This window comes from Vulgatibacter sp., from assembly GCF_041687135.1.
Lineage (GTDB): Bacteria > Myxococcota > Myxococcia > Myxococcales > Vulgatibacteraceae > JAWLCN01.
In genome coordinates, this window is record NZ_JAWLCN010000007.1 from 1 (window position 1) to 20,526 (window position 20,526).

General features: G+C 71.5%; 20 protein-coding genes and 2 tRNA genes. 9 read left to right on the forward strand and 13 right to left on the reverse strand.

Features of this window, described 5'->3' with window-relative positions:
• Positions 1-109: 109 nt before the first annotated feature.
• Positions 110-970, forward strand: a complete 861-nt coding sequence (locus ACESMR_RS15915) for an RNA-guided endonuclease InsQ/TnpB family protein (RefSeq protein ID WP_373048304.1) — start codon at positions 110-112, stop codon at positions 968-970.
• 112 nt (positions 971-1,082) lie between these two features.
• On the opposite strand, the gene ACESMR_RS15920 is transcribed toward ACESMR_RS15915, so the two are convergent.
• Both ACESMR_RS15920 and ACESMR_RS15925 read right to left on the reverse strand, forming a co-directional pair.
• The gene (locus tag ACESMR_RS15920) at positions 1,083-1,649 is read right to left on the reverse strand and encodes an isochorismatase family protein (RefSeq protein ID WP_373048092.1); all 567 of its coding nucleotides are present in this window, start codon (positions 1,647-1,649) and stop codon (positions 1,083-1,085) included.
• The gene (locus ACESMR_RS15925; RefSeq protein ID WP_373048093.1) at positions 1,646-3,289 is read right to left on the reverse strand and encodes a thiamine pyrophosphate-binding protein; all 1,644 of its coding nucleotides are present in this window, start codon (positions 3,287-3,289) and stop codon (positions 1,646-1,648) included. The genes ACESMR_RS15920 and ACESMR_RS15925 overlap by 4 nt, the downstream gene beginning before the upstream one ends.
• A gap of 217 nt (positions 3,290-3,506) precedes the next feature.
• Here ACESMR_RS15925 and ACESMR_RS15930 point away from each other — a divergent pair, with 217 nt between their 5' ends.
• Entirely contained in the window at positions 3,507-3,635 is a 129-nt protein-coding gene (locus tag ACESMR_RS15930) for a hypothetical protein (protein ID WP_373048094.1), read from the forward strand.
• A 12-nt stretch (positions 3,636-3,647) separates the two neighbouring features.
• Entirely contained in the window at positions 3,648-5,114 is a 1,467-nt protein-coding gene (locus ACESMR_RS15935) for a hypothetical protein (RefSeq protein WP_373048095.1), read from the forward strand.
• A 15-nt stretch (positions 5,115-5,129) separates the two neighbouring features.
• Here ACESMR_RS15935 and ACESMR_RS15940 read toward each other — a convergent pair whose 3' ends face one another.
• Positions 5,130-5,480: a (2Fe-2S) ferredoxin domain-containing protein gene (locus ACESMR_RS15940; protein WP_373048096.1), complete on the reverse strand. Its 351-nt coding sequence runs from the start codon at positions 5,478-5,480 to the stop codon at positions 5,130-5,132.
• Positions 5,481-5,930: 450 nt separating this feature from the next.
• Here ACESMR_RS15940 and ACESMR_RS15945 point away from each other — a divergent pair, with 450 nt between their 5' ends.
• Positions 5,931-8,759, forward strand: coding sequence for a vitamin B12-dependent ribonucleotide reductase (locus ACESMR_RS15945; RefSeq protein WP_373048097.1), 2,829 nt, complete (start codon positions 5,931-5,933; stop codon positions 8,757-8,759).
• Positions 8,760-8,845: 86 nt separating this feature from the next.
• On the opposite strand, the gene ACESMR_RS15950 is transcribed toward ACESMR_RS15945, so the two are convergent.
• The 5 genes from ACESMR_RS15950 to ACESMR_RS15970 all read right to left on the reverse strand — a co-directional run bounded on the left by ACESMR_RS15950 (position 8,846) and on the right by ACESMR_RS15970 (position 12,920).
• Positions 8,846-9,433, reverse strand: a complete 588-nt coding sequence (locus ACESMR_RS15950) for a hypothetical protein (protein ID WP_373048098.1) — start codon at positions 9,431-9,433, stop codon at positions 8,846-8,848.
• A complete protein-coding gene (locus ACESMR_RS15955; RefSeq protein WP_373048099.1) occupies positions 9,430-10,482 on the reverse strand; it encodes a hypothetical protein in 1,053 nt (350 codons plus the stop codon). Before ACESMR_RS15955 ends, ACESMR_RS15950 begins: the two co-directional genes overlap by 4 nt.
• Before the next feature lie 124 nt (positions 10,483-10,606).
• Positions 10,607-10,897, reverse strand: coding sequence for a YfhL family 4Fe-4S dicluster ferredoxin (locus tag ACESMR_RS15960; RefSeq protein WP_373048100.1), 291 nt, complete (start codon positions 10,895-10,897; stop codon positions 10,607-10,609).
• Positions 10,898-11,197: 300 nt separating this feature from the next.
• Positions 11,198-12,106 carry a pseudouridine-5'-phosphate glycosidase gene (locus ACESMR_RS15965; RefSeq protein ID WP_373048101.1) on the reverse strand — a complete coding sequence of 303 codons (909 nt, stop codon included), beginning with the start codon at positions 12,104-12,106 and terminating at the stop codon, positions 11,198-11,200.
• A gap of 175 nt (positions 12,107-12,281) precedes the next feature.
• Positions 12,282-12,920 carry a deoxynucleoside kinase gene (locus ACESMR_RS15970; protein WP_373048102.1) on the reverse strand — a complete coding sequence of 213 codons (639 nt, stop codon included), beginning with the start codon at positions 12,918-12,920 and terminating at the stop codon, positions 12,282-12,284.
• A 122-nt stretch (positions 12,921-13,042) separates the two neighbouring features.
• On the opposite strand from ACESMR_RS15970, the gene ACESMR_RS15975 reads away from it, so the two are divergent.
• The 5 genes from ACESMR_RS15975 to ACESMR_RS15995 all read left to right on the forward strand — a co-directional run bounded on the left by ACESMR_RS15975 (position 13,043) and on the right by ACESMR_RS15995 (position 17,178).
• A complete protein-coding gene (locus tag ACESMR_RS15975) occupies positions 13,043-13,603 on the forward strand; it encodes a hypothetical protein (RefSeq protein WP_373048103.1) in 561 nt (186 codons plus the stop codon).
• A 3-nt stretch (positions 13,604-13,606) separates the two neighbouring features.
• A complete protein-coding gene (locus ACESMR_RS15980; protein ID WP_373048104.1) occupies positions 13,607-13,981 on the forward strand; it encodes a response regulator transcription factor in 375 nt (124 codons plus the stop codon).
• A gap of 61 nt (positions 13,982-14,042) precedes the next feature.
• Positions 14,043-15,251, forward strand: a complete 1,209-nt coding sequence (locus ACESMR_RS15985) for an SGNH/GDSL hydrolase family protein (RefSeq protein WP_373048105.1) — start codon at positions 14,043-14,045, stop codon at positions 15,249-15,251.
• 71 nt (positions 15,252-15,322) lie between these two features.
• On the forward strand, positions 15,323-16,345 hold the full coding sequence (locus tag ACESMR_RS15990; RefSeq protein ID WP_373048106.1) for an LPP20 family lipoprotein: 1,023 nt from the start codon (positions 15,323-15,325) through the stop codon (positions 16,343-16,345).
• Between the two features lie 11 nt (positions 16,346-16,356).
• Entirely contained in the window at positions 16,357-17,178 is an 822-nt protein-coding gene (locus tag ACESMR_RS15995; RefSeq protein ID WP_373048107.1) for an SIR2 family NAD-dependent protein deacylase, read from the forward strand.
• Between the two features lie 58 nt (positions 17,179-17,236).
• On the opposite strand, the gene ACESMR_RS16000 is transcribed toward ACESMR_RS15995, so the two are convergent.
• The 5 genes from ACESMR_RS16000 to ACESMR_RS16020 form a co-directional block, all read right to left on the reverse strand.
• Positions 17,237-17,311, reverse strand: a tRNA-Gly gene (locus ACESMR_RS16000).
• A 202-nt stretch (positions 17,312-17,513) separates the two neighbouring features.
• Positions 17,514-17,588 (reverse strand) — tRNA-Gly (locus ACESMR_RS16005).
• Positions 17,589-17,699: 111 nt separating this feature from the next.
• Positions 17,700-18,344, reverse strand: a complete 645-nt coding sequence (gene pgsA, locus ACESMR_RS16010) for a CDP-diacylglycerol--glycerol-3-phosphate 3-phosphatidyltransferase (protein ID WP_373048108.1) — start codon at positions 18,342-18,344, stop codon at positions 17,700-17,702.
• 87 nt (positions 18,345-18,431) lie between these two features.
• Positions 18,432-19,691, reverse strand: a complete 1,260-nt coding sequence (locus ACESMR_RS16015) for a tetratricopeptide repeat protein (RefSeq protein WP_373048109.1) — start codon at positions 19,689-19,691, stop codon at positions 18,432-18,434.
• Between the two features lie 2 nt (positions 19,692-19,693).
• Positions 19,694-20,380, reverse strand: coding sequence for a lytic transglycosylase domain-containing protein (locus tag ACESMR_RS16020; protein ID WP_373048110.1), 687 nt, complete (start codon positions 20,378-20,380; stop codon positions 19,694-19,696).
• Positions 20,381-20,526: the final 146 nt, after the last annotated feature.

Here is a 20,526-nt window from a genome sequence, read left to right on the forward strand (position 1 = left end):
CCCCTCCCGGCGACAACTACGCGGCGGGAGGGGCACCCACCAAGGCACGACCGGCAGGAACAGTTGTCGTTGACCGGCAAGAATAGTTGACGCTGATCACACGCGGAAGCTGCGCCGCATGATCGCCAAGGGACGGGCGAAGCTCCTTTTTGCCACCATCTCCCACCAGATCGGCGGCCGGTGGATTGTGAGCCTCAACCTCGAGGCGGCGGCGCTCCATCCTGCGCAACGTCACGACACGGTAGCCAATCCTGTCGGTATCGACCGTGGGCTGACGACCTTTGCCGTACTTGCCGACGCGACGGGGCGTGAACTCGAGCGCATCGCGGCTCCGCGGCCACTCCGCAGCGCACTGCCGAAGCTTCGCAGGTTGAGCCGCGGCTTGAGCCGCAAGAAGAAGGGATCCCGCAACCGTCACCGTGCGCGGCTGCGGCTTTCGAAGTTCCACCAGCGGATCGGGAACGTGCGTCGCGCGTTCGTGCACCGCGAATCGAGCCGGCTGGCCAAGACCCACAGCCACCTGGTCGTCGAGACGCTGTCCACGGCGGGGATGATGCGAACCCGATTGGCCCGCTCCCTCGCCGACAGTGCCTGGGCGATGTTTGCCGACGTGCTGGAGTACAAGCTCACCTGGCGTGGGGGGACCTTGCTGCGGGCCGACCGCTTCTACCCGAGCACGCGCCGCTGCAGCGCATGCTCGGAGATTGGGGAAGCGATTCCGCTCTCGGAGCGGACGTACCACTGCCGTAGTTGCGGTCACGAGGCCGACCGCGACACCAACGCGGCAGCATGCCTCGCGCAGTACCCGGGGCAGCAGTGGCCTCCCGTCGCCGCCAAGCTGGCGGAGACGATAAACGTCTGCAGAGAGGAGAGCGCTGGCGCGTGGGCCCGGCCCACGCGCGAAACTGTCCTCGATGAAGCAGGCAGGGCTTCGGCCCGACGCCCGAGGAGGGCGGTGTTGGCAGCATAAAAAACTGTCGACACGCTTTAGGGACGGGTGGGCACCCCCAAAAGAGGCTAATCGGCGGCCCCCCGGGCACCGGCTCCCCGCCGGCACGCACCCCGGGCAGGCAGGCAGCCCGCTATTTGATCAGCCGGGAGACCGCCTTGAACTCCGGCGATCCCGCCCGGGCCAGGAGGTCGAAGAGAACCGTCTCGGTGGTGGTCACCACGGCGCCTGCCCGGGCCGCGAGCTCGAGGCCGACCCGCCGGTTCTCCTCCACCCGGGAGATCACCGCGTCCCAGGGCACGAAGACCTGGTAGCCGGCAGCTGCCAGATCGCGGGCCGTCTGGAAGATGCAGATGTGGGTCTCCATCCCGGCGAGCACCAGCTGGTTGCGCCCGAGCGCCTCCAGGGCGCCGCGGACTTCCGGTGCGGCGAAGCAGGAGAAGTCGAGCTTCTCGAGCGGCTTCGCCTCCTCCGGCAGGGCGCTGCGGATCATCGGGACCGTGGGACCGATGCCCTGCGGGTATTGCTCCGTGACGAGCAGCGGGATCCCGAGGACCTTCGCGCCCTCGACCAGCGCCACCACCCGCCGCTCCATCCGCTCCATGGCGTCCGGATCCATCGCCGCGGCGAGGCGCTGCTGCACGTCCACCACGAGGAAGGCGACCCGATCCCGCTCGATCCGCAAGGGCTGCCCGTTCATACCGCGTACCCCATCATCCCCGACCGCATCGGCGCGTCTGGGTCGAGCATCACGTTCACGCAGGCCACCGTGTTCGAGGCGATGGCCCGCTCCAGCGCCGGGGCGATCTGGTCGGGTTCGGTGACGAGCTCGCCCCACCCGCCCATCGCCTCCACGATCCGGTCGTAGCGCGTGGGCGCGAGCCGGGTGGCCGGGCTCTTCTCCTCGCCGAACAGCGCCACCTGCGGCAGGCGGATCTGCCCCCAGGCGGCGTCGTTGCCCACCACCACCACCATCGGCAGGCCGAAGCGGATCGCGGTCTCGAAATCGAAGCCGTTGAGCCCGAAGGAACCGTCGCCCTGGATCACGAAGACCTGCCGCTCCGGGTGGAGGAGCTTGGCAGCGATGGCGAAGGGAGCGCCGACCCCGAGGCAGCCCAGCGGCCCCGGATCGAGCCAGCGTCCCGGCTGCCGGAGCTGGATCGTCTTGGCGGCCATGGCCACGTAATTCCCGCCGTCGGCGACGAACATCGGATCGCGGTCGCCGGCGTTGGCCACCTGCGAGAGCTCCTTCGCCAGCCGCGAGTGGTGGATCGGCTTGTCGGTGGCGCCCTCCCAGGCGGCGAGGCCGTCCAGCCTGCGCGCCTCGCCGGCACGGAGCTGCGCGAGGAAGACGCTGCGGTCGGGCACGGCGCCGAGCTGCGCCGCGATCTGCTCGAGGACCACCCGGCTGTCGCCGGCGATGCCGATCTCCACCGCCCGGTTCCTGCCGATCTCCGTGGGGTCGACGTCGATCTGGATCAGCTTGGCGTCCTCCCGGAACGCATCGCCGTAGCCGAGGCGGAAGTCGAGGGGCGTACCCACCACGAGGACCACGTCGGCTGCGGCGAGGGCGTCCTTGCGGGTGTGCTGGAAGAAGCAGGGGTGGTCCGGCGGCAGGCAGCCGCGGCCGGCGCCGTTGAGGTAGACCGGCATCTGCGCCTTCTCCGCGAGGCTGCGCAGCGCCGCCACCGCGTCGTCCCACCAGATCGACGAGCCCGCGATCACCGCCGGATGTTTCGCCTCGGCGATGGCCCGGGCCGCCCGCTCCACGTAGGCCGGATCCCCTGCCCCGCGGGCCTGTGTCCGGTAGTGGTCCGGGAGCTTCGGGTCCTCCACGCCGTTGGAGAGCACGTCCCAGGCGACCTCGAGGAAGACCGGGCCGGGCCTGCCGCTCATCATCATCCGGAAGGCCTTGGCGAGGTAGGCGGGCACCAGCTCCGGCGACGGGATCCGGTCCGACCATTTGGTGATGCGCAGGAAGAGGTCGACCTGCTCCATCTCCTGCAGCGAGCCGCGGGATTGGTTGAAGGTCGGCGCCGCCCCGCCGATGAGCAGGAGGGGCACGTTGGCGGCGTTGGCGTTGGCCACGCCGGTGAGCGCGTCGGTGACGCCGGGTCCTGCGGTGACCAGCGCCACGCCGGGGCCGCGGGTGAGGCGGGCGTAGGCGTCGGCGGCGTGGGCCGCCGCCTGCTCGTGGCGGGTGTCCACGAGCTGGATCCCCTCCTCGACGCATCCCGCGTAGATGGGCGCGATGTGCAGGCCCGAGAGGGTGAAGACGTGGCGGATCCCCTCTGCCTTGAGCATCTTCGCCACGAGCTGCCCGCCGGTGAACGTCGCCATGGACCGCCTCCGCATGCTGGAAACGGGAACCGTAGCAAGCCCCTCCGACATCGACCACCGGACCGCCGCCCGCATGGGAGTGGGAACGGTGCGCAGCAGCCCTGTGGACGGCGTTCCCGGCAGCTCGGAAGCCCTTGAACCTGCAAGCGATTTTGGATTCTTGCATTTCGTCTTCCGGCAGATAGACTGCATCCCATCCCCGCTTCCCCGGCGAGCCATGAACACGACCTCCCCCGAGACCGAGAAGCACCAGGACGCCCGCGCCCTGCCCGCTCCCCCCGCTGCGCTCTGGACCTTCGCGGTGCTGCTCACCGTGAGCGCCGTGTGGGCGCTCCTCCACGCCTGAACCAAGGCTCCCGTGCCTCCTTCCGTCGACGCCGCGCTGGCCGCGCTCTCCCCTGCGGCCCGGGCTGCGTTCGCCAGCGACTACGCGGCCCGCGCCTTCGACCTCGGCCTCCGCTACCTCGCGCCGGAGGGGGCGCGGCCGATCCCCGTCGCCTTTCCCCCCATCGTCGAGCCTGCAGCGCGCACCGCCGAGCGCGCCGCCGTCGCCAGGGCCACCACCGCCGTGCTCGCCCGGGTCGCGGTGCGGCTCCTCGACGGCGCAGCGGGCGGCGCGCTGGCCGAGGCGCTCTTCGCCGAGCTCGCCCCCTTCGAGCGGGCGATCGTGGAGCGGCGCTACCGCAGCATCGACAAGCTCGCCACGGTGCGGGTCGATCTCTTCGTCGATCCCGACGGCGTCGACCGTGTCCTCGAGATCAACGCCACCATCCCGGCGATGCAGGGTTACTCCGACATCGCGGCGCAGGCCTTCGTGGAGACGGTGCTGGAGCGCCTCGGGCACGGCGGCGACGCAGCGGCGATCCTCGCGGCGAACGGCTCGAACGCGCGGGATCTGCTCGCATCGCTGGTCGCCTGCTACCGCGCCGACGGCGGCACCGAGGCGCTGCCCTCGATCGCCCTGCTCCACCGCCCCGGCGATTCGCAGCTCGGCGAGCTCGAATACCTGGCCGCGTCGTTCCGCGCCGCGGGCCACGACGCGCGCACGGTGCTCTCCACCGCCGTCACGCTCGAAGGCGGCAGGGCGGTGACGGGGCCCTTCGCGCCGGCGATCCTCTACCGGCACGTCTTCGCCAGCAGGCTCGATCCCGCCCTGCCCCTGGCGACGATCTTCGCCGCGCCGGAGGGCCACCACCTCTACAACCCGGTCGATCCCCACCTCGAGCAGAAGTCCTTGCTGGCGGAGCTCTCCGCCGCTTCGGTCGACGAGGCCCGCGCCGCGCTGCTCGGCCTGCATCCGGCGGAGGCGGCGCTCGTGCGCCGGCACGTTCCCTGGACCCGGCGGCTCGCCGGCGGCCCCACCACCGGCCCCGCGGGCGAGCCGATCGCCGACCCCGTCGCCTGGTGCGTGGCGCAGCGCGATCGGCTGGTGATCAAGCGGAGCTGGGATTTCGGCGGCAAGGGCGTCTTCCTCGGCGCCGAATACGGCGACGAGGCGAGCCTGCAGCGGGCGCGGGATCGCTTCGGCGAGGCGCGCTCCTGGGAGGCGCTGATCGAGGCCTGCGTGGCGGAGGGCGGCTGGGTGATCCAGGAGCGCGTGCCCCTGCGCAGGCGCCAGCTGTCGATCGCGAGTCGCGAAGGCGCGGCGCTCCGCGAGCTCTTCGTCGACGTCTCCGCCTATACCAACGTCGGCGTGGCGCCGGCGCCGACCGGCGGCGTGTGCAGGGCCTCGGGCTCGCCCATCGTCAACATCCAGAGCGGCGGGGGCGTGGTGCCCCTGCTCTCCGCGGAGGCGACGGCGCGCCTCGCGGCGCAGCTGCGCTGACCGCCCGCAGCAGGGTCAGCCCACCACCGGCAGCTTGCGCTCGAGGGCCGGGAGCTTCATCCGGAGGCGCTCCACCGGCCTGCCGCCGAGGACGTGCTCCCGGATGATCTCGGGGACGTCCTCCACCGTCACCCCGCCGTACCAGACGGCCTCGGGGTAGACCACCACGCTCACCCCCTCTTCGCAGGCGTCGAGGCAGCCGGAGGCGTTGGCCCGGACGCTCTTGTGGATCCCAAGGGCGGCGAGCTGCTTCTTGAAGGCGTCGCGCACCGCCTCGCTTCCACGGGCGGCACAGGAGGGCCTGGGCGCGCCCTCGGGGCGGCGGTTGGTGCAGATGAAGATCTGGCGCTCGTACGGAGGAGGCATGGTCGGCCAGATAACACGCCGCCCCGACCTTCGCCACACCGCCGGGGCCCCGGTTGCCGACCGCGCCCGGGGAGAGCCGCACGGGCGGGTGGCCACGAGGCGGAGCGCTCGTTACCCTACGTGACGATACGTGGTCCTCGGTGACGCTGCCATCGGCGCGCATCCTAGCGAAATCACAGCAGAACCCACAGGAAGACCACAGCATCTTGTGGGTTCTTGGGATCGAGGCCACAGCATCTTGTGTTCCGCGAGGCTTGACGGAGCGATCGGCGTTTGGTTCTATGGCGGCCAGTCCGGCGGGCGCTGGGCGGTTTCCCTACATGCGGGAGCCCCCGGCCGTTCGACACCCTGGGGTCCGCCGGGAGCCTTACGAGATGGTTGAGACAACGTTGCAACGGTCTGCCCCGTAGTGGGGAGACGTGTGCTCAAACGCGAGCGAGGGACGCGATTATGGCCGTGGAGACGACCGAGAAGGAGCCGGTGGTGCGGCAGGCTGCACGCAAGGGCAAGAAGAACGAGGCGACCCGCCGCGGCCTCACCGTCGAGCGGTACTTCAGCACCGCGGGCGTGGATCCCGCCGACGAGCTCGCTTGGGAGCTCCGCTCCGCGTCGATCACCGACGAGACCGGCAAGCCGATCTTCGAGCAGAAGGACATCGAGGTCCCCGCGACCTGGAGCGCCCTCGCCACCAACGTCGTCTCCTCGAAATACTTCCGCGGGCCCCTCGGCCCCGAGCGCGAGCGCTCCGTCAAGCAGCTCGTCCGCCGCGTGGTGGGCACCATCGGCCGTTGGGGCCGGGAGTGCGGCTATTTCGCCTCCGAGGAGGACGCCCAGGTCTTCGAGGCCGAGCTCTCCCACCTCCTCTACCGCCAGAAGATGAGCTTCAACTCGCCGGTGTGGTTCAACGTCGGCGTCGAGGAAGAGCCCCAGTGCTCGGCCTGCTTCATCAACAGCGTCGAGGACTCGATGGGCTCGATCCTCGGTCTGGCCAAGACCGAGGGCATGCTCTTCAAGTACGGCTCCGGCACCGGCACCAACCTCTCGCCGATCCGCTCCTCCCGTGAGCAGCTCGCAGGCGGCGGCACCGCCTCGGGCCCCGTCTCCTTCATGAAGGGCTTCGACGCCTTCGCCGGCGTGATCAAGTCGGGCGGGAAGACCCGCCGCGCGGCGAAGATGGTGATCCTCAACGCCGATCACCCGGACGTCCGCGAGTTCATCTGGTGCAAGGCCAGCGAGGAGAAGAAGGCCTGGGCGCTGATCGAGCAGGGCTACGATCCGTCGTTCAACGGCGAGGCCTACAACTCGGTCTTCTTCCAGAACTCCAACAACTCGGTCCGCGTCACCGACGAGTTCATGCGCGCCGTGGTCCTCGACGGCGACTGGACCACCCGCGCCGTCCGCGACGGCAAGCCGATGGAGACGCTGCGCGCCCGCCAGATCTTCCGTGAGATCTCCGAGGCGGCCCACCTCTGCGGCGACCCGGGCCTGCAGTACGACACGACGATCAACGCGTGGCACACCAGCCCGAAGTCGGGCCGGATCAACGCGTCGAATCCGTGCTCCGAGTACATGTACCTCGACGACTCGGCCTGCAATCTCGCCTCGCTCAACCTGCTGCAGTTCCGCAACGTCGACGGCGACTTCGACGTGCAGTCGTTCAAGAAGGCGGTCGAGATCACCATCCTCGCCCAGGAGATCCTGGTCGACAACGCCAAGTACCCCACCGAGCGGATCGCGGAGAACTCGCACAAATACCGCCCGCTGGGCCTCGGCTTCGCCAACCTCGGCGCGCTCCTCATGGCCCGGGGCCTCGCCTACGACTCCGACGAGGGCCGCGCCTTCGCCGGCGCGGTGACCGCGATCATGGGCGGCCACGCCTACGCCACCTCGGCGAAGATCGCCGCGGATCACGGCGGCCCCTTCTCCGAATACGAGATCAACCGCGACGACTTCCTCCGCGTGATGCGCAAGCACCGCAAGGCCGTCGACGAGGTGGCCAGCCCCGCCCTCGTTCCCGCCGAGATGGTGCAGGCTGCCCGCACCGCCTGGGACAACGCCATCGAGCTCGGCACCGCCCACGGCTACCGCAACGGCCAGGTCACCGTGCTCGCCCCCACCGGCACCATCGCCTTCATGATGGATTGCGACACCACGGGCATCGAGCCGGACATCGCCCTGGTGAAGTACAAGAAGCTGGTCGGCGGCGGCATGCTCAAGATCGTGAACAACACGGTCCCGCCCGCGCTCAAGCGCCTCGGCTACGGCGAGAAGCAGATCGCCGAGATCGTGCAGTACATCGACGAGAACGACACCATCGAGGGTGCGCCGGGTCTCGCCGAGGAGCACCTGCCGATCTTCGACTGCGCGTTCAAGCCGGCGCAGGGCAGCCGCTCGATCCACTGGCTCGGCCACGTGAAGATGATGGCGGCCTGCCAGCCCTTCCTCTCCGGCGCGATCTCCAAGACGGTGAACCTGCCCACCGAGGCCACCGTCGAGGACATCGAGCAGGCGTACATGGAGGCGTGGAAGCTCGGCCTCAAGGCCATCGCGGTCTACCGCGACGGCTGCAAGCGCTCGCAGCCCCTCAACACCTCCAAGAACGCGGAGAAGATGGCGAAGGAGGCTGCCGCCAGGGGCAGCGCCCGCCGCAAGCTCCCGGACGAGCGGCAGGCGATCACCCACAAATTCTCCATCGGCGGCCACGAGGGCTACATCACCGTCGGCATGTTCGAGGACGGCCAGCCCGGCGAGCTCTTCGTGGTGATGGCGAAGGAAGGCTCGGTGGTATCGGGCCTGATGGACTCCTTCGCCACCGCGATCTCCCTGGCGCTCCAGTACGGCGTGCCCCTCAAGGTGCTCGTCGACAAGTTCAGCCACACGCGCTTCGAACCCTCGGGCTTCACGGGCAACCCGGCGATCCCGATCGCCAAGTCGATCACCGACTACCTCTTCCGCTGGATGGCGCTGAAGTTCCTCCCCGCCGAGGGAGAGGAGCAGGCCGAGGTGGCGGCGGCCCCCACCCCGGTGGCTGCTGCACCGGCACCGGTGAAGCCGACGCCCGCTCCTGCCCCGAAGGCAGCGCCCGCTTCGGTTCCCGCGTCGGTTCCCGCTGCGGCGAAGGCCGGCAACGGCGCGGTGGCGCTCGGCACCGAGGCGCTCACCTCGAGCTTCCTCAACCAGGCCGATGCCCCGCCCTGCTACGTCTGCGGCAGCATCACCGTGCGCAACGGTGCGTGCTACAAATGCCTGAACTGCGGCGCCACCAACGGCTGCAGCTGAGCAAGCGCCGCCCCTCGGGGCGGTGATGCGACACGGGGCGGGGCCTGACCGGGCCTGCGCCCCGTGTTCGTTCCTGGGGCCTCAGATCAGGCGGAGAAGAGCGCCGCTTCGAGCGCGGCGCGTGGGGCGCCGTGGCGGGCTTCGAGCTCGGACCAGACGAGATCGAGGAGACGCCCCCGGGGCGGCCGGTGGCGGAGCTCGAGCCAGGCGGCGAGATCCGCTGGCGCCGCCTCCCCTGCGAGCCCGAGGCGCGCGCGCAGGGAGCGGATCCGCTCCAGCCGCACGGTGAACGCGGCGAGCCGCTCCGCCGAGGTGCCGGCGGGCCGGGTGGCGAGCCAGCGCTTCACCAGCAGGGTCTCGCGCAGGGTGAGGTGGAAATCGAGCGCCAGCTCCACGAAAGGATCGGCAGGCGCATCGCCGGCAGCGCAGCGTTCGCAAGCGGCGCGGACCCGGGCCTCCCGCTCCCGCAGCAGCGCGGCGGGGACGGTGTCGAGCTCCCGGAGCGCGCCGGGAAATTCGCGGGCGATGCGGCGAAAGGCCGCCTTGCGCGACGCGCCCTCCGCCGGCGGAAAACAGTCGGCGCCGGCGACCTCCACCGCCTCGCGCCGCTCCCGCAGCGCCACCAGCTGCTCGTACTTCCAGGCGAGGCGCCGGAGGCGGCGCAGCCTGCTCAACTCCCCTGGCCCGCAGCGGCGAGGACCGCATCCGCCAGCACCCGCAGCGAGCGCAGGCCCAGTACCGTGGCGCCCTGGCGCCGGAAGGCTTCGTCCACCCGGGCGCCGATGGCGCCGAAGTCGAGGGGCACGCCGACGAGCGCCGCCTCGAGATCCCGGAGCACGAAGGCAGGCGCGATGAAATCGCCGCGGAAGCGCACCGCCCGGACCACGCCGCCTTCGTGGCGGACCAGGGCTTCGGCGAAGCCGATGGCCACGTCGGCCACCCCGCTCTCCTCCCAACCCGCTTCGTCCTCGCGCACCGCGGGGCCGGGCTCGTCGCCCTCCGGCGGCGCCTCTCCGCTGCGCACGAGCTCGCAGCCGTGCGCCTGCGCGTAGCTGCCGGCGATCCCCTCGGCGATCGCGGAGAAGTCGTGGGGCTCCTGCCAGAGCGAGGCGAGCGCCACGCCTTCGGCGCCGGCGACGCGCGGGTCCTCGTGGACCGGATAGCCCGCGAGCGCGGCGGGGAGCGGGAGCGCCCGCTCCACGCCCACCACCGCCTCGAAGATCGTGGCGCCGCCGGGCAGCCCGTCCTGCGACACCACGGCGAGCTGCCTGCCGTCCGCCGAGAGGAAGTCGCGGCCGAAATAGCCGACGGGGGTGCCGCCGGCGAAGAGCGAGAGCCCTGCGCGCAGGCCGCGGACGTAGCGGTTGATCACCTTGTCCGCGCCGATGCCCGCAGCGAGAAGCGCGCCCGCGCCAGGCAGGGCGAGGAGGACGCCTATCGATCCTTCACCGGCCAGCAGCGCGCGCCCTCCGCCGATGCGCCGGTGGACCTGCAGCCCTGCCGCCTCCACCTGCGCGAGGGCCGACGGCGCGCGCTGGTGCCGCCCGAGGCTCACGGCCTCGCCTGCCAGCTCGGCGACGAGGAGCACCGGCGCTGCACCGGGCGCCTCCACGTGCCGCAGCAGCCCGGTGCCGATCCGCCCGAAGCGCGCCACGTCACATCCACGCACCACCTGCAGGATGAGCTTCTCCGCCACGTCCACCTCCGTGCGCCGCGGGCGCAAGGCCCATCCCATAGCGCCGCGGGCCCTGCTGGCGCCACCCCGGCGCAAGGAATTCCGCCGGCAGGAACACGAACGGCGTGCCGGTGGCACGCCGCGTGTCGTCTCCGTCGATACCGACGCGCGATTACTTCTTCCGGAAGCGCGAGGGGAACTCGCCGCCGAATTCCTTCTCCGGGTGGATGGTCTTCGCGCGGGCGATGAGGTTCTCCTCGGTCTCCACGTTGTTCGGATCCGGCACGCAGCAATCGACCGGGCAAACCGCTGCACAGGCCTCTTCGTCGTGGAAGCCCACGCACTCGGTGCAGAGCTTGGGATCGATCACGAAGATGTCTTCGCCCTGCGAGATGGCGCCGTTCGGGCACTCGGGCTCGCAGGCACCGCAGTTGATGCACTCCTCGGTGATCATCGTGGCCATCGATCAAGCTCCTTGCGTCGGGCCGGACGGCCGCCAGCGATACGCGGCGGCGGGCCCTCGAATCCAGTAACTATCGGCACCGCGTGCGGTGCAACACCTCGGGTCGCGCGGATCGAAGCATCCGCGACGATGCGTGCACCTTGGTAGCGAAAACCCGGCCGCCCCGCAAGGGAACAGGTGGATCCCCGCTGTGCATCGACGCGGTCTCTCACGCGACCGGCGGGCGGTTCGGACCCGCTCCCCCGGAATAGGCCGCCCCTGCCGCTGGGCAAGGGCGGGGCCTGGGCACGCGGCCTCTTTTCAGGCGCCCTGCGCCGCCAGCGCAACCGCCACCCGCGCTGCCGCCGTGGCATTGGCCTCCAGCAGGGCGAGGTTGGTCTGCACGGCGCCCAGGGCGGGAACACGCGCGAGCTCTCCGAGGAGGAAGGGCGTCGTCGCCTTGCCGCGGATCCCCGCAGCGGCAGCGGCTGCGAGGGCCGCGGCGATCGCCTGCTCCACCGCCTCGCCCGGGAGCTCGTAGGCAGCGGGCACCGGGTTGGCGAGGAGCACGCCGCCCCTCTGTTTGAGACCGTTCCAGCGGACCGCCAGCAGCCGTGCAGCAGCGGCGGCGTCCCGCGCCACGTGCTCGAGGGGCAGGCCGCTGCGGTTGGTGTAGAAGCCGGGCAGCTCTGCCACGCCGAGCCCCACCACCGGCACCCCCAGGGTCTCGAGGTATTCGAGGGTCGCCGGCAGATCGAGGATCGCCTTGGCCCCGGCGGAGACCACGGCCACCGGATGTTCCGCCAGCGCGGTGAGATCCGAGGAGACGTCCCAGACGGTCGCGCGGTGCACGCCGCCGATCCCGCCGGTGGCGAAGAGGCGGATGCCGGCCCGGGCCGCTGCCCAGATCGTCCCGCTCACGGTGGTGCCGGCGTCGCGGCCCGCAGCGAGGAGCGGCGCCAGATCGCGCACGCCGGCCTTCGCCGCCTTCCGCGCCGGGTCGGCGAGCCGCTCCAGCTCGGGGGTCGAGGCGCCCACGACGATCGCCCCGTCGAGGATGGCGATGGTGGCGGGCACCGCACCCTCGCGCCGCACCGCCGCCTCGCAGGCCTGCGCCGCAGCGACGCCCCGCGGCGGCGGCAGCCCCTGCGCCACCACCGAGCTCTCCAGCGCCACCACCGCCCTGCCTGCAGCGAGCGCTGCGGCCACCTCGTCCGAAAGCCGGAACATGCTTCCTCCCGTCGCCCGCGCAGCAGGCGGGTGCGCCGAGACGCCCCTTGGTCTCGAAACGCCAGGCCATCTTGCGCGCGCAGCGCGCCAGGCCGTCCGCTTGCCCCGCGAAGGCGGGGCGCGGGGGCGACGTACGAGAACGTAGCGCAGCCACCCGCGCCGTGCGGCAGCGAAGTCAGCTGCGCGGCGCGAGCAGGGCGTCCATCTGCTCCGCGAGGTCGAGGCGGTCGACGAGATCGGTGCGGTAGTCCCAATCGTCGGTTTCGATCACCAGCACCGGCGAGAGCGTCCAGCGCTCGATCCACGCCTCGTAGAGGCGGTTGAGCCGGCGCAGGTAGGCTGCCGGCAGCTCCTGCTCGCTCGCCCTGCCCCGCCGCCGGATCCGTTTGCGCAGCGTGGCCACCGAGGCCCGCAGGTAGACGAGCCGGTCGGGTGCTTGCAGCCCCGCGCAGAGCTGTTGGTAGATGCCGTGGTAGGTCGCCCAATCCCGTTCGGACATCGCCCCCTGCTCGTGGAGGTTGCGGGCGAAGATCTCCGCGTCCTCGTAGATGCTCCGGTCCTGGAGCACGACGCCGCGGGCGCGCTGGACGTCGCGATGGAGCGAGGCCTTCCGGGAGAGGAACCAGAGCTGGCTGTGGAAGGCCCACGCCCCCATGTCCCGGTAGAAATCCTCGAGGTAGGGGTTCTCGTCGTTCGGTTCGAACGAGGGCGTGGCCCCGTAGCGCCTGGCCAGGAAGGCCACCAGCTCGCTCTTGCCCGCACCGATGTTGCCGGCGACCGCGACGAAGCGCGGTCCCTTCGCACGCTGCACCATGGCCAGCCGCTACCACGCCCGCCCGCTGGGCGCGAGGTGGCGTCCGGGGCCCTTCACCATCGGTGCGACGACCCATCCGCCGGTTGAGGCGCCCGGCGCACCGTTGGTAGAATCGGGGACCCATGACCGCGCCCCTCGCACCGCCCCCCGCAGGCCCGCCCCGCGGCAGGATCACCACCGCGGAACGGCCGACGCCGCTGCCTGCGCCGCCGCGCAGCCGCGGCGAGGTGCTCCGCGACGCAGCCGAAGAGGGCCTCTTCCAGCTGCGGCGCTTCGCCGCCGAGAGCTGGCAGGACTTCCGCCGCCGCGACCGCTTCTTCCGGTGGAAGGCACTCATCGTCGCCGGCTGGACGGTGGTCTCGATCGCCTCCATCCGGGTGGCGATGGCCGGGCCGGAGGATCCGGCAGCCAACGGGCTCGGGGCCTACGTGGCGGTGAACCACACCTCGATGGGCTGGGGCCTCCTCGTCCACAACCGCTCGGACGAGGAATGGACCGCGGTGCGGGTGGAGCTGGAGGGGGGCTGGGTCCACGAACGACCGCGGATCGGCCCCGACGAGAAGGTGGTTCTCTCCCCCGGCCAGTTCCGCCGCGGCGACCTTGCAGCCACCGACGCCCTCGCGATCGGCTCGGTGGAGATCGACACGGACGAGGGCAGCGCCACCCCGCCGGTGGTGCGCTGACCCATGGTCGAGCGCCACCGGATCCTCCTGGTCGACGACGACACCGAGATTGCCGCCTTCCTCGAGCTCCTCTTCGAGATGGAGGGCTTCGCCCTCGAGGTGGCCCCCAGCGGGGCCGCCCTGCTCGGCAGAATCGCCGCCCCCGGGATCGACGCGGTGCTGCTCGACATCACCCTCCCCGACGCGGATGGACTCGAGCTCTGCACCCAGCTGAAGCAGAGCCCCGCCACCAGCGCCATCCCGGTGCTGGTGGTGAGCGCGCTGCCCGGCGACGCCATCGCCAGGAAGGCCCGGGCCGCAGGCGCCGACGACTACCTGGCCAAACCCTTCGAGAACGCCGAGCTGATCCGCCGGCTCCACCTCCATCTCGGCAGGTAGGTGCAAGGACCACGGTCGACCGCTGCCCAACCCGTGCACAAAATTCCAGCCGGGAGGTGGCATGCGAGCAGCATTCGGATTGGTCGCGGCGGTGCTGGTGGGCTGCGGGGTCGACGATGGCCCGGTTTCGCAGCCCCCGCCCGAGGCGCTCCACCAGCCGCCGGACTTCGACGACAGGGTTCGGCCGGGCACGACGCTGGGGCCCCGCCCCACCCCCGAGACGGGGAAGCTTCCGGTCTGGCAGCCGGGATTCCACCAGGCGCTCCGCTGGGAGGTGGAGCTTGCGGAGCGCACCACCTTGCGGATCCGCGTGCCTTCGGGTCGGGCCGGCAACCAGATCCGCCTCGCCTTCCGCACGGGTGACGGCAGGGGCGTGCTCCACGGGGCCACGGTGGCCCTCGCCGGGAGCGACGGCGCCCTCGCCTCCGATCCGGTGGCGGTCACCTTCGGCGGCGAGCCGGGCTTCTCGGCCGGGGCCCGCGAGCGACGGATCAGCGATCCGCTGCGCTTTCCCGTGGGGTTCCGGCAGGAGCTCTACGTGACCTACGAGGTCGAGGGCCATTTCGCCGCCGGCGCCATCGACCTCTTCCCCGACAGCTGGGCCGAGGTGCGGGTCGCCCCGGACGCCCCCGTGGTGGCGGGATGGTCGGAGCGCCGGGCGATCGGCCTCGCCAGCCTCCTCGTCCGCGCGCCGGCGAGTCGGGCCTTCGTGGCGCTGGGCGACAGCATCACCGAGGCCTTCATCTCCGGTGACGACGACTACCGCGACGCCTGGCCGCAGGTGGCGGAGGCCCTCACCGGCCTGCCCATCGCCAACGCGGGCGTCTCCGGGCAGGGCTTGTGGGGCGCCCACGAATACCTCGAGGGCGAGGTGCTGCAGCTCGAGGGCGTCACCGACTGCATCGTGCTCCTCGGCACCAACGACCTGGGCGCCCACGACGAGAACCGGATCACCTCCGACCTCGCCCGGCTCTTCGAGCGGCTCGAGCCCTTCTGCACCGTCTGGGCCGGGACCCTGGTGCCGAAGGATCGTGCGGAGATCGGCGAGGCGATCCGCCGCAGCCGCCGGGCGATCAACACCTGGATCCGCGAGGAGGCAGCGGTCGCCGGGGTGATCGACTTCGAGGCGGTGCTCGGCGACCCCGCCAACCCCGACCGCTGGCTCCCGGGCCTCGGGGAGGACGGCGTCCACCCCAGCCTCGAGGGGCAGCGGGTGATGGGCGAGGAGGCGGCGCGCTTCCTCACCGAGGAGGTCCTCGGCACCAGGTAGGGCCCGGTTGGATTGTCGCGGCAGGTGCGCGGAGGCCGTACCATCTCTCCTCTTTCGGGGGGAACGAGACCGTGCGCACGCTGCTCCTGCTCCTGCCGCTGCTGGTGACTGCCTGTGCCGCGACGACGAGGCCGCCGGCGCCGTCGCTGCCCGACGCCTTCCACACCGGCCGCGATCCGCGCTTTCCGCCGGATCGCTACCTCGTGGGCGTCGGCGAGGGCCCCTCCCTCGAGGCGGCGCGGCGGCAGGCCACCGCCTCGATCGCCGCCCAGCTGCAGGCGTCGCTCCGGTCCACCGATCTCTTCTTTGCGACGTCGAACGGCAGCGGCGGCGGTGAGGAGCTGCTGCAGCAGGACATCCGGGTCGAGAGCCGCTTCGACAGGCCCGAGTGGATCCGGCTGGTCGATGCGCGGATCCAGGGAGGCCGGGTCCACGTCCTCTCCGTGCTCGACCGGGTGCAGGCGGCGGCGCTGCTGGAGGCCGAGCAGGAGATGCGGCGGACCGCCCTGCGCCTCCGGCTCGAGGCAGCCGCGGAGGCGGCGGACCTACGTGGCCGCAGCGACGTGCTGGACGAGGCGGGGCGGATCGCCAGGACCCTGCTGCCAGCGGAGGCGACGCTCGCGGCGCTGCGGGGGAGCCCGGGCCTGCCGCCGCCGGAGCTGCAGCTCGTCGCCCACGCGAGGCAGGGCCTGGAGCGGGAGCGCCGAGCCGTCGCGGTACGGGTCTGCGTGGAGCCTGCCGTGGCCACCGGCCTGGCGAGCGATCTCGCCAGCCGCTTCGGCGCCATCCTCGCCGGGGCCGGTGTCCAGGTGGCCGCCTGCGAGGCTGACGCTGCGGGCTGGACCCTGCGCGGCCGCCTCGTCGCCGAGGTGAGCGCGACGCTGCCGCAGCCGGGCGCCTTCGATCGCTATTGCACCGTACGCCTCGACTTCCGCCTCGACGGACCCCGGGGTCTGCTCCATGGCGGCTCCGCCGGTGGCAGGCCGAACCGCACCGGCGGCCACGATTTCCACGACGCCTGCCAGACCTCCGCAGCGGCGGTGGCTCGGCAGCTGGCGGTGGAGGTAGGGCTGCGCGATCCTCCCGGCCGATAGGAGGAGAGCCGATGAACAACACGACGGCGCGGGCGGCGGAGCGGATCCGCGGGGCCCGGGCCCTGGTCTTCACCGCAGGCGCGGGCATGGGGGTGGACAGCGGCCTGCCCGACTTCCGGGGGCCGGAGGGCTTCTGGCGGGCCTACCCGCCCTTCCGCGCCCTCGGACTCCACTTCGAGGATCTGGCCAACCCCGTATGGTTCGAGCGGGATCCGGCCCTCGCCTGGGGCTTCTACGGCCACCGCCTCGGCCTCTACCGCAGCACCACGCCCCACCGCGGCTTCGCCCTCCTTCGCGCCTGGGCAGCGCGCGCGCCTGCGGGGGCCTTCGTCTTCACCACCAACATCGACGGCCATTTCCAGCGCGCCGGCTTCGCCGACGAGCGGGTGATCGAGTACCACGGCAGCCTCGGCTGGCTGCAGTGCACCAAGGGCTGCGGCGCCGGGATCTTCTCGGCGGCGGGCGTGGAGGTGCGGGTCGATCCGGCCACGTTCCGGGCCATGGGCGCGCTCCCGCGCTGCCCGGGCTGCGGCGCGCTGGCGCGGCCCAACGTGCTCATGTTCGGCGACTGGAGCTGGGAGCAGGAGCGGACCGCCGCCCAGAGCGAGCGGCTCGAGCGGTGGCTCGCAGCGACCGACCCGGCGCAGGTGGTGGTGATCGAATGCGGCGCCGGCACCGCGGTCCCGAGCGCCCGCCGCTTCGGCGAGCGCCTGCAGGCACAGGGCGCCACCCTGGTGCGGATCAACCCGCGGGAGGCAGCGGGACCGGAGGGCACGTTGTCGATCGAGACGGGCGCGAAGGCGGCGCTGGAGGCGCTCGACGGGGCCATCTGAGAAGCCGCCGCTGCGCAAAGAAAAAGGGCCCGGAGGTTCTCTCCGGGCCCTTCGTTCTTGGAGCGGGTGATGGGATTTGAACCCACGACTCCGACCTTGGCAAGGTCGTACTCTACCACTGAGTTACACCCGCAGAAGCAACTCGTCCTGCGCCCCGCGTCGCCGCGGGATGGCTGCCTTATATGGCAACCCGATTGCCCGATCAACAACAATTTCGTGCGTTTCCTGCCGCCGTCGGGCCACCTGCCCGGCAGGGCGCGAGCCTTCGCCGCAGCGACCGCTCACCCTATGAACGCAGAAAGCCCGGAGGGTTGTTCCTCCGGGCTTTCTTCATTTGGAGCGGGTGATGGGATTTGAACCCACGACTCCGACCTTGGCAAGGTCGTACTCTACCACTGAGTTACACCCGCACAATCGCTGCGCCTCGCTGCCCGGCGTCTGCCGTTGCCGTCGAAGCGAGGCGGTTTATAGGGCAGGCGCCGTCCGACCGGCAAGCGAAAAACGACGCCTCCGCTCACTTTCTACGCAGCGTCGCGGGTCGGCGCCGCGGCGCGCTTGGCGGCCTCTTCCTTCTCCGCCACGGCGTCCAGGAACGCGCCGAAATACTGCAGGGCGGAGAAGACCGAGGGCACCAGCGAGAGCACCAGCAGCCACTCGCCGATGAGCTGGAAATCGAAGGGGTAGCTCCGCACCACCAGCAGATCGACCGGGTAGGTGTAGTGCACCAGCACGCCGATGATGCCGCTGAGCTGCAGCGCGGTCTTCCACTTGCCGCCCTGCCCCGCCGCGATCACCAGCCCCTCACCCACCGCGATCTGCCGGAGGCCGGAGACGATCAGCTCGCGCGAGAGGAGCAGGATCACCAGCCAGGCCTCGATCCGGCCCATCTGCGCCAGCATCACCAGCGCCGCCGTCACGATCAGCTTGTCGGCGAGCGGATCCATGAACTTGCCGATGATGCTGACCAGGTTCATCCGCCGGGCGAGCCAGCCATCGACGATGTCGCTCACCGCAGCGAAGGTGAAGAGCGCCGCAGCGAGGAACGAGGAGAAGGGATCCCCTCGCCAGGTGAACCAGAGGAAGACCGGGATCACCAGCACGCGGATGTAGGTGATCAGGTTGGGAAGGTTGACGAGCTCGTCCTTGAGCGACTTGCGGGGTGCCATGGCGGCGCGACCGTAGCACCGCGGCGGGCACGACGCACGTGCCGCAGCCGGGCGCTCCGCTTTTCCGAGCCGGATGCCTCGGCGCGATCAGCCGGCGAGGAGCACGAGGCCCGTGCCCGTGAGCTCGATCCAGGGCACCGCCGGCCCCTCCTCCGCAGCGACGAGGCGGGGCGCCAGGGCGCCGCTCCAGCCGACGAGGCCCGCCGTCGGGAGCGAGAGGCAGCCGTTCTCCACGTGCTCCGCCCGGATCGGACGATCGCTCACCAGGAGCAGATGGCCCTGCGCCGCGAAGCGGACGAGGTGGAGGTCGGTGGCCTGCCCCGGGAGCCTGCCGTTCTCGAAGGCGGCGCCCTCGTCGAAGGCGAAGACCCGCTCCTCGACGAAATAGCCCTCCGCGTCGAGGCGCAGCGGGGTGAAGGTGCGGCCCTCTGCCCGAAAGAGCAGATGGCCGCCGCCGGTGGCCCGCCAGATCTGCTGGGAGCCCGCGCCGAAGAGGCGGTCGATGGCGGCGCCCCGGAAGCGCTTCTGCACCGGAGTCCAGGCTGCCACGCCCCGGGCGGCGACGAGGCCGTCGAGGCGGGTGTGGATCTGGGTGGCGAAGTGGACGGCCGCAGTGCCGGGTGCGAGGCCGAAGGGGCTGCCTTCGGGCCATTCGAGCGCCGTGGCCGCGGCGTAGTCGGTGAGCGCGGGGAAATCGGTGCTGGGATGCGCCGGCATGGCGGCGGGCGCTGCGGCGCCATCCTCCGCCGCAGGGGCAGGAGCCGGCGTCGCCTCGGACGCGACCGGGGCAGCAGGCTCCGGGGCCTGCTGCGGAGCGGGCGCCTCGGCACCAGGCTCGGCAGCGGGAGCAAGGGGCGGCGCTGCGGAAGCCTCGCGCTCCGCGAGCTGCGCCGCCATGCGCTCCGCCATCGCCCGGGCCCCTGCCCGCTCGAAGGCGTCCTGCGCCAGCGCCAGATCCCCGCGCTGCGCGAGCGCCAGGCCGAGGTAATTGAGCGCCTTCTTGTGGCCGGGCGCCTGCGCCACCGCCATCTCGAATTGCGCCGCGGCGACCGCAGCGTCGCCGCGCTTGAGCGCGACCAGGCCGAGGTTCACCCGCAGGGTCGGATCCGCCGGCGTGCGCTCCACCAGCGCCGCGTAGATCGCCTGCGCCTCCTCGAGCCGCCCGAGCCGGAAGAGACAGAGCCCGAGCAGCCCACGGGCGCGGGCGTCTTCAGGTTCGGTGAGGAGGAAGGACTGCAGGCGCGCGAGCGCCCCTTCGAGATCGCCCTGCTCCAGCAGGAGCTCTGCAGCCCGGCGCTCCGGCCGGGCCTCTTCGGCATCATGGGAGCGAAGCGCCGTCTCGTGCATGATCAGGTCCGATCGGCCAGCTGTGCCTTGTACTCCTTGTACAAGCGCATCACCCGCTTCACGTACTCCTGGGTTTCGGCGATGTTGGGGACGCCCCCCGCCCGCTTCACCGCACCGGGGCCGGCGTTGTAGGCGGCGATCACCTTCACCAGGTCCCCCTCGAACTCGTTGGTCAGCACGCGCAGGTAGCGCACGCCGCCGTGGATGTTCTCCCGGGGGTCGAGGATGTCGTCGACGTACATGGTCACGGCGGTCTCGGGCATCAGCTGCATGAGGCCCATCGCCCCTGCGTGCGAGACCGCGTGCGGGTTGAAATTCGATTCCGAGGCGAGCACCGCCCGGGCCAGCTCGATCGGGATCCGATAGCGCTCGCAGGCTTCGCGCAGGTGCTGATCGAAGAGGCTCACGTCGCGGGGCCGCCAGGTGTCGGCGCCGCCGGACGCAGCGGCCGCCTTCGCCGCGGGCTCGTCCTTGCCCTCGAGGACCACGCGCACGCCGCCGCCGCCAATCTTCTCGAAGCGGGCGGGCCCCCGCTTCGGCTTCCCGCCGCCGGTGCGGACGTTGGAGTAGTGGACCACGCCGTCCTTGTCCGTCCAGGAACGGATCTCGTCGGCGGCAGCAGGGGTCGCGACGGAGGCAGCCACGAGGGCGGCGAGCAGGGGGGTGGCGTATCGGCGCATTTTCGTCATCTAGGCTACCACGAAGGCATTTTCGCCCCCAAAAATTCCCCAGCGCTCCGCGCTTGCGACATCCCTGCGCGCCGACTACGGTCCGCCCGAAGCGGGCTGGCGCCTGCAGGCAGGCGTCCCCAACCTGCCCTCCCCAGACCGCAATG

Coding starts and splice junctions, on each gene's coding strand:
- ACESMR_RS16015 (WP_373048109.1), bottom strand. CDS start 19,691: ATGCACGAGACGGCGCTTCGCTCCCATGATGCCGAAGAGGCCCGGCCG.
- ACESMR_RS15925 (WP_373048093.1), bottom strand. CDS start 3,289: ATGGCGACGTTCACCGGCGGGCAGCTCGTGGCGAAGATGCTCAAGGCA.
- ACESMR_RS15975 (WP_373048103.1), top strand. CDS start 13,043: ATGACCGCGCCCCTCGCACCGCCCCCCGCAGGCCCGCCCCGCGGCAGG.
- ACESMR_RS15985 (WP_373048105.1), top strand. CDS start 14,043: ATGCGAGCAGCATTCGGATTGGTCGCGGCGGTGCTGGTGGGCTGCGGG.
- ACESMR_RS15970 (WP_373048102.1), bottom strand. CDS start 12,920: ATGGTGCAGCGTGCGAAGGGACCGCGCTTCGTCGCGGTCGCCGGCAAC.
- ACESMR_RS15965 (WP_373048101.1), bottom strand. CDS start 12,106: ATGTTCCGGCTTTCGGACGAGGTGGCCGCAGCGCTCGCTGCAGGCAGG.
- pgsA (WP_373048108.1), bottom strand. CDS start 18,344: ATGGCACCCCGCAAGTCGCTCAAGGACGAGCTCGTCAACCTTCCCAAC.
- ACESMR_RS15945 (WP_373048097.1), top strand. CDS start 5,931: ATGGCCGTGGAGACGACCGAGAAGGAGCCGGTGGTGCGGCAGGCTGCA.
- ACESMR_RS16020 (WP_373048110.1), bottom strand. CDS start 20,380: ATGACGAAAATGCGCCGATACGCCACCCCCCTGCTCGCCGCCCTCGTG.
- ACESMR_RS15995 (WP_373048107.1), top strand. CDS start 16,357: ATGAACAACACGACGGCGCGGGCGGCGGAGCGGATCCGCGGGGCCCGG.
- ACESMR_RS15940 (WP_373048096.1), bottom strand. CDS start 5,480: ATGCCTCCTCCGTACGAGCGCCAGATCTTCATCTGCACCAACCGCCGC.
- ACESMR_RS15930 (WP_373048094.1), top strand. CDS start 3,507: ATGAACACGACCTCCCCCGAGACCGAGAAGCACCAGGACGCCCGCGCC.
- ACESMR_RS15980 (WP_373048104.1), top strand. CDS start 13,607: ATGGTCGAGCGCCACCGGATCCTCCTGGTCGACGACGACACCGAGATT.
- ACESMR_RS15960 (WP_373048100.1), bottom strand. CDS start 10,897: ATGGCCACGATGATCACCGAGGAGTGCATCAACTGCGGTGCCTGCGAG.
- ACESMR_RS15920 (WP_373048092.1), bottom strand. CDS start 1,649: ATGAACGGGCAGCCCTTGCGGATCGAGCGGGATCGGGTCGCCTTCCTC.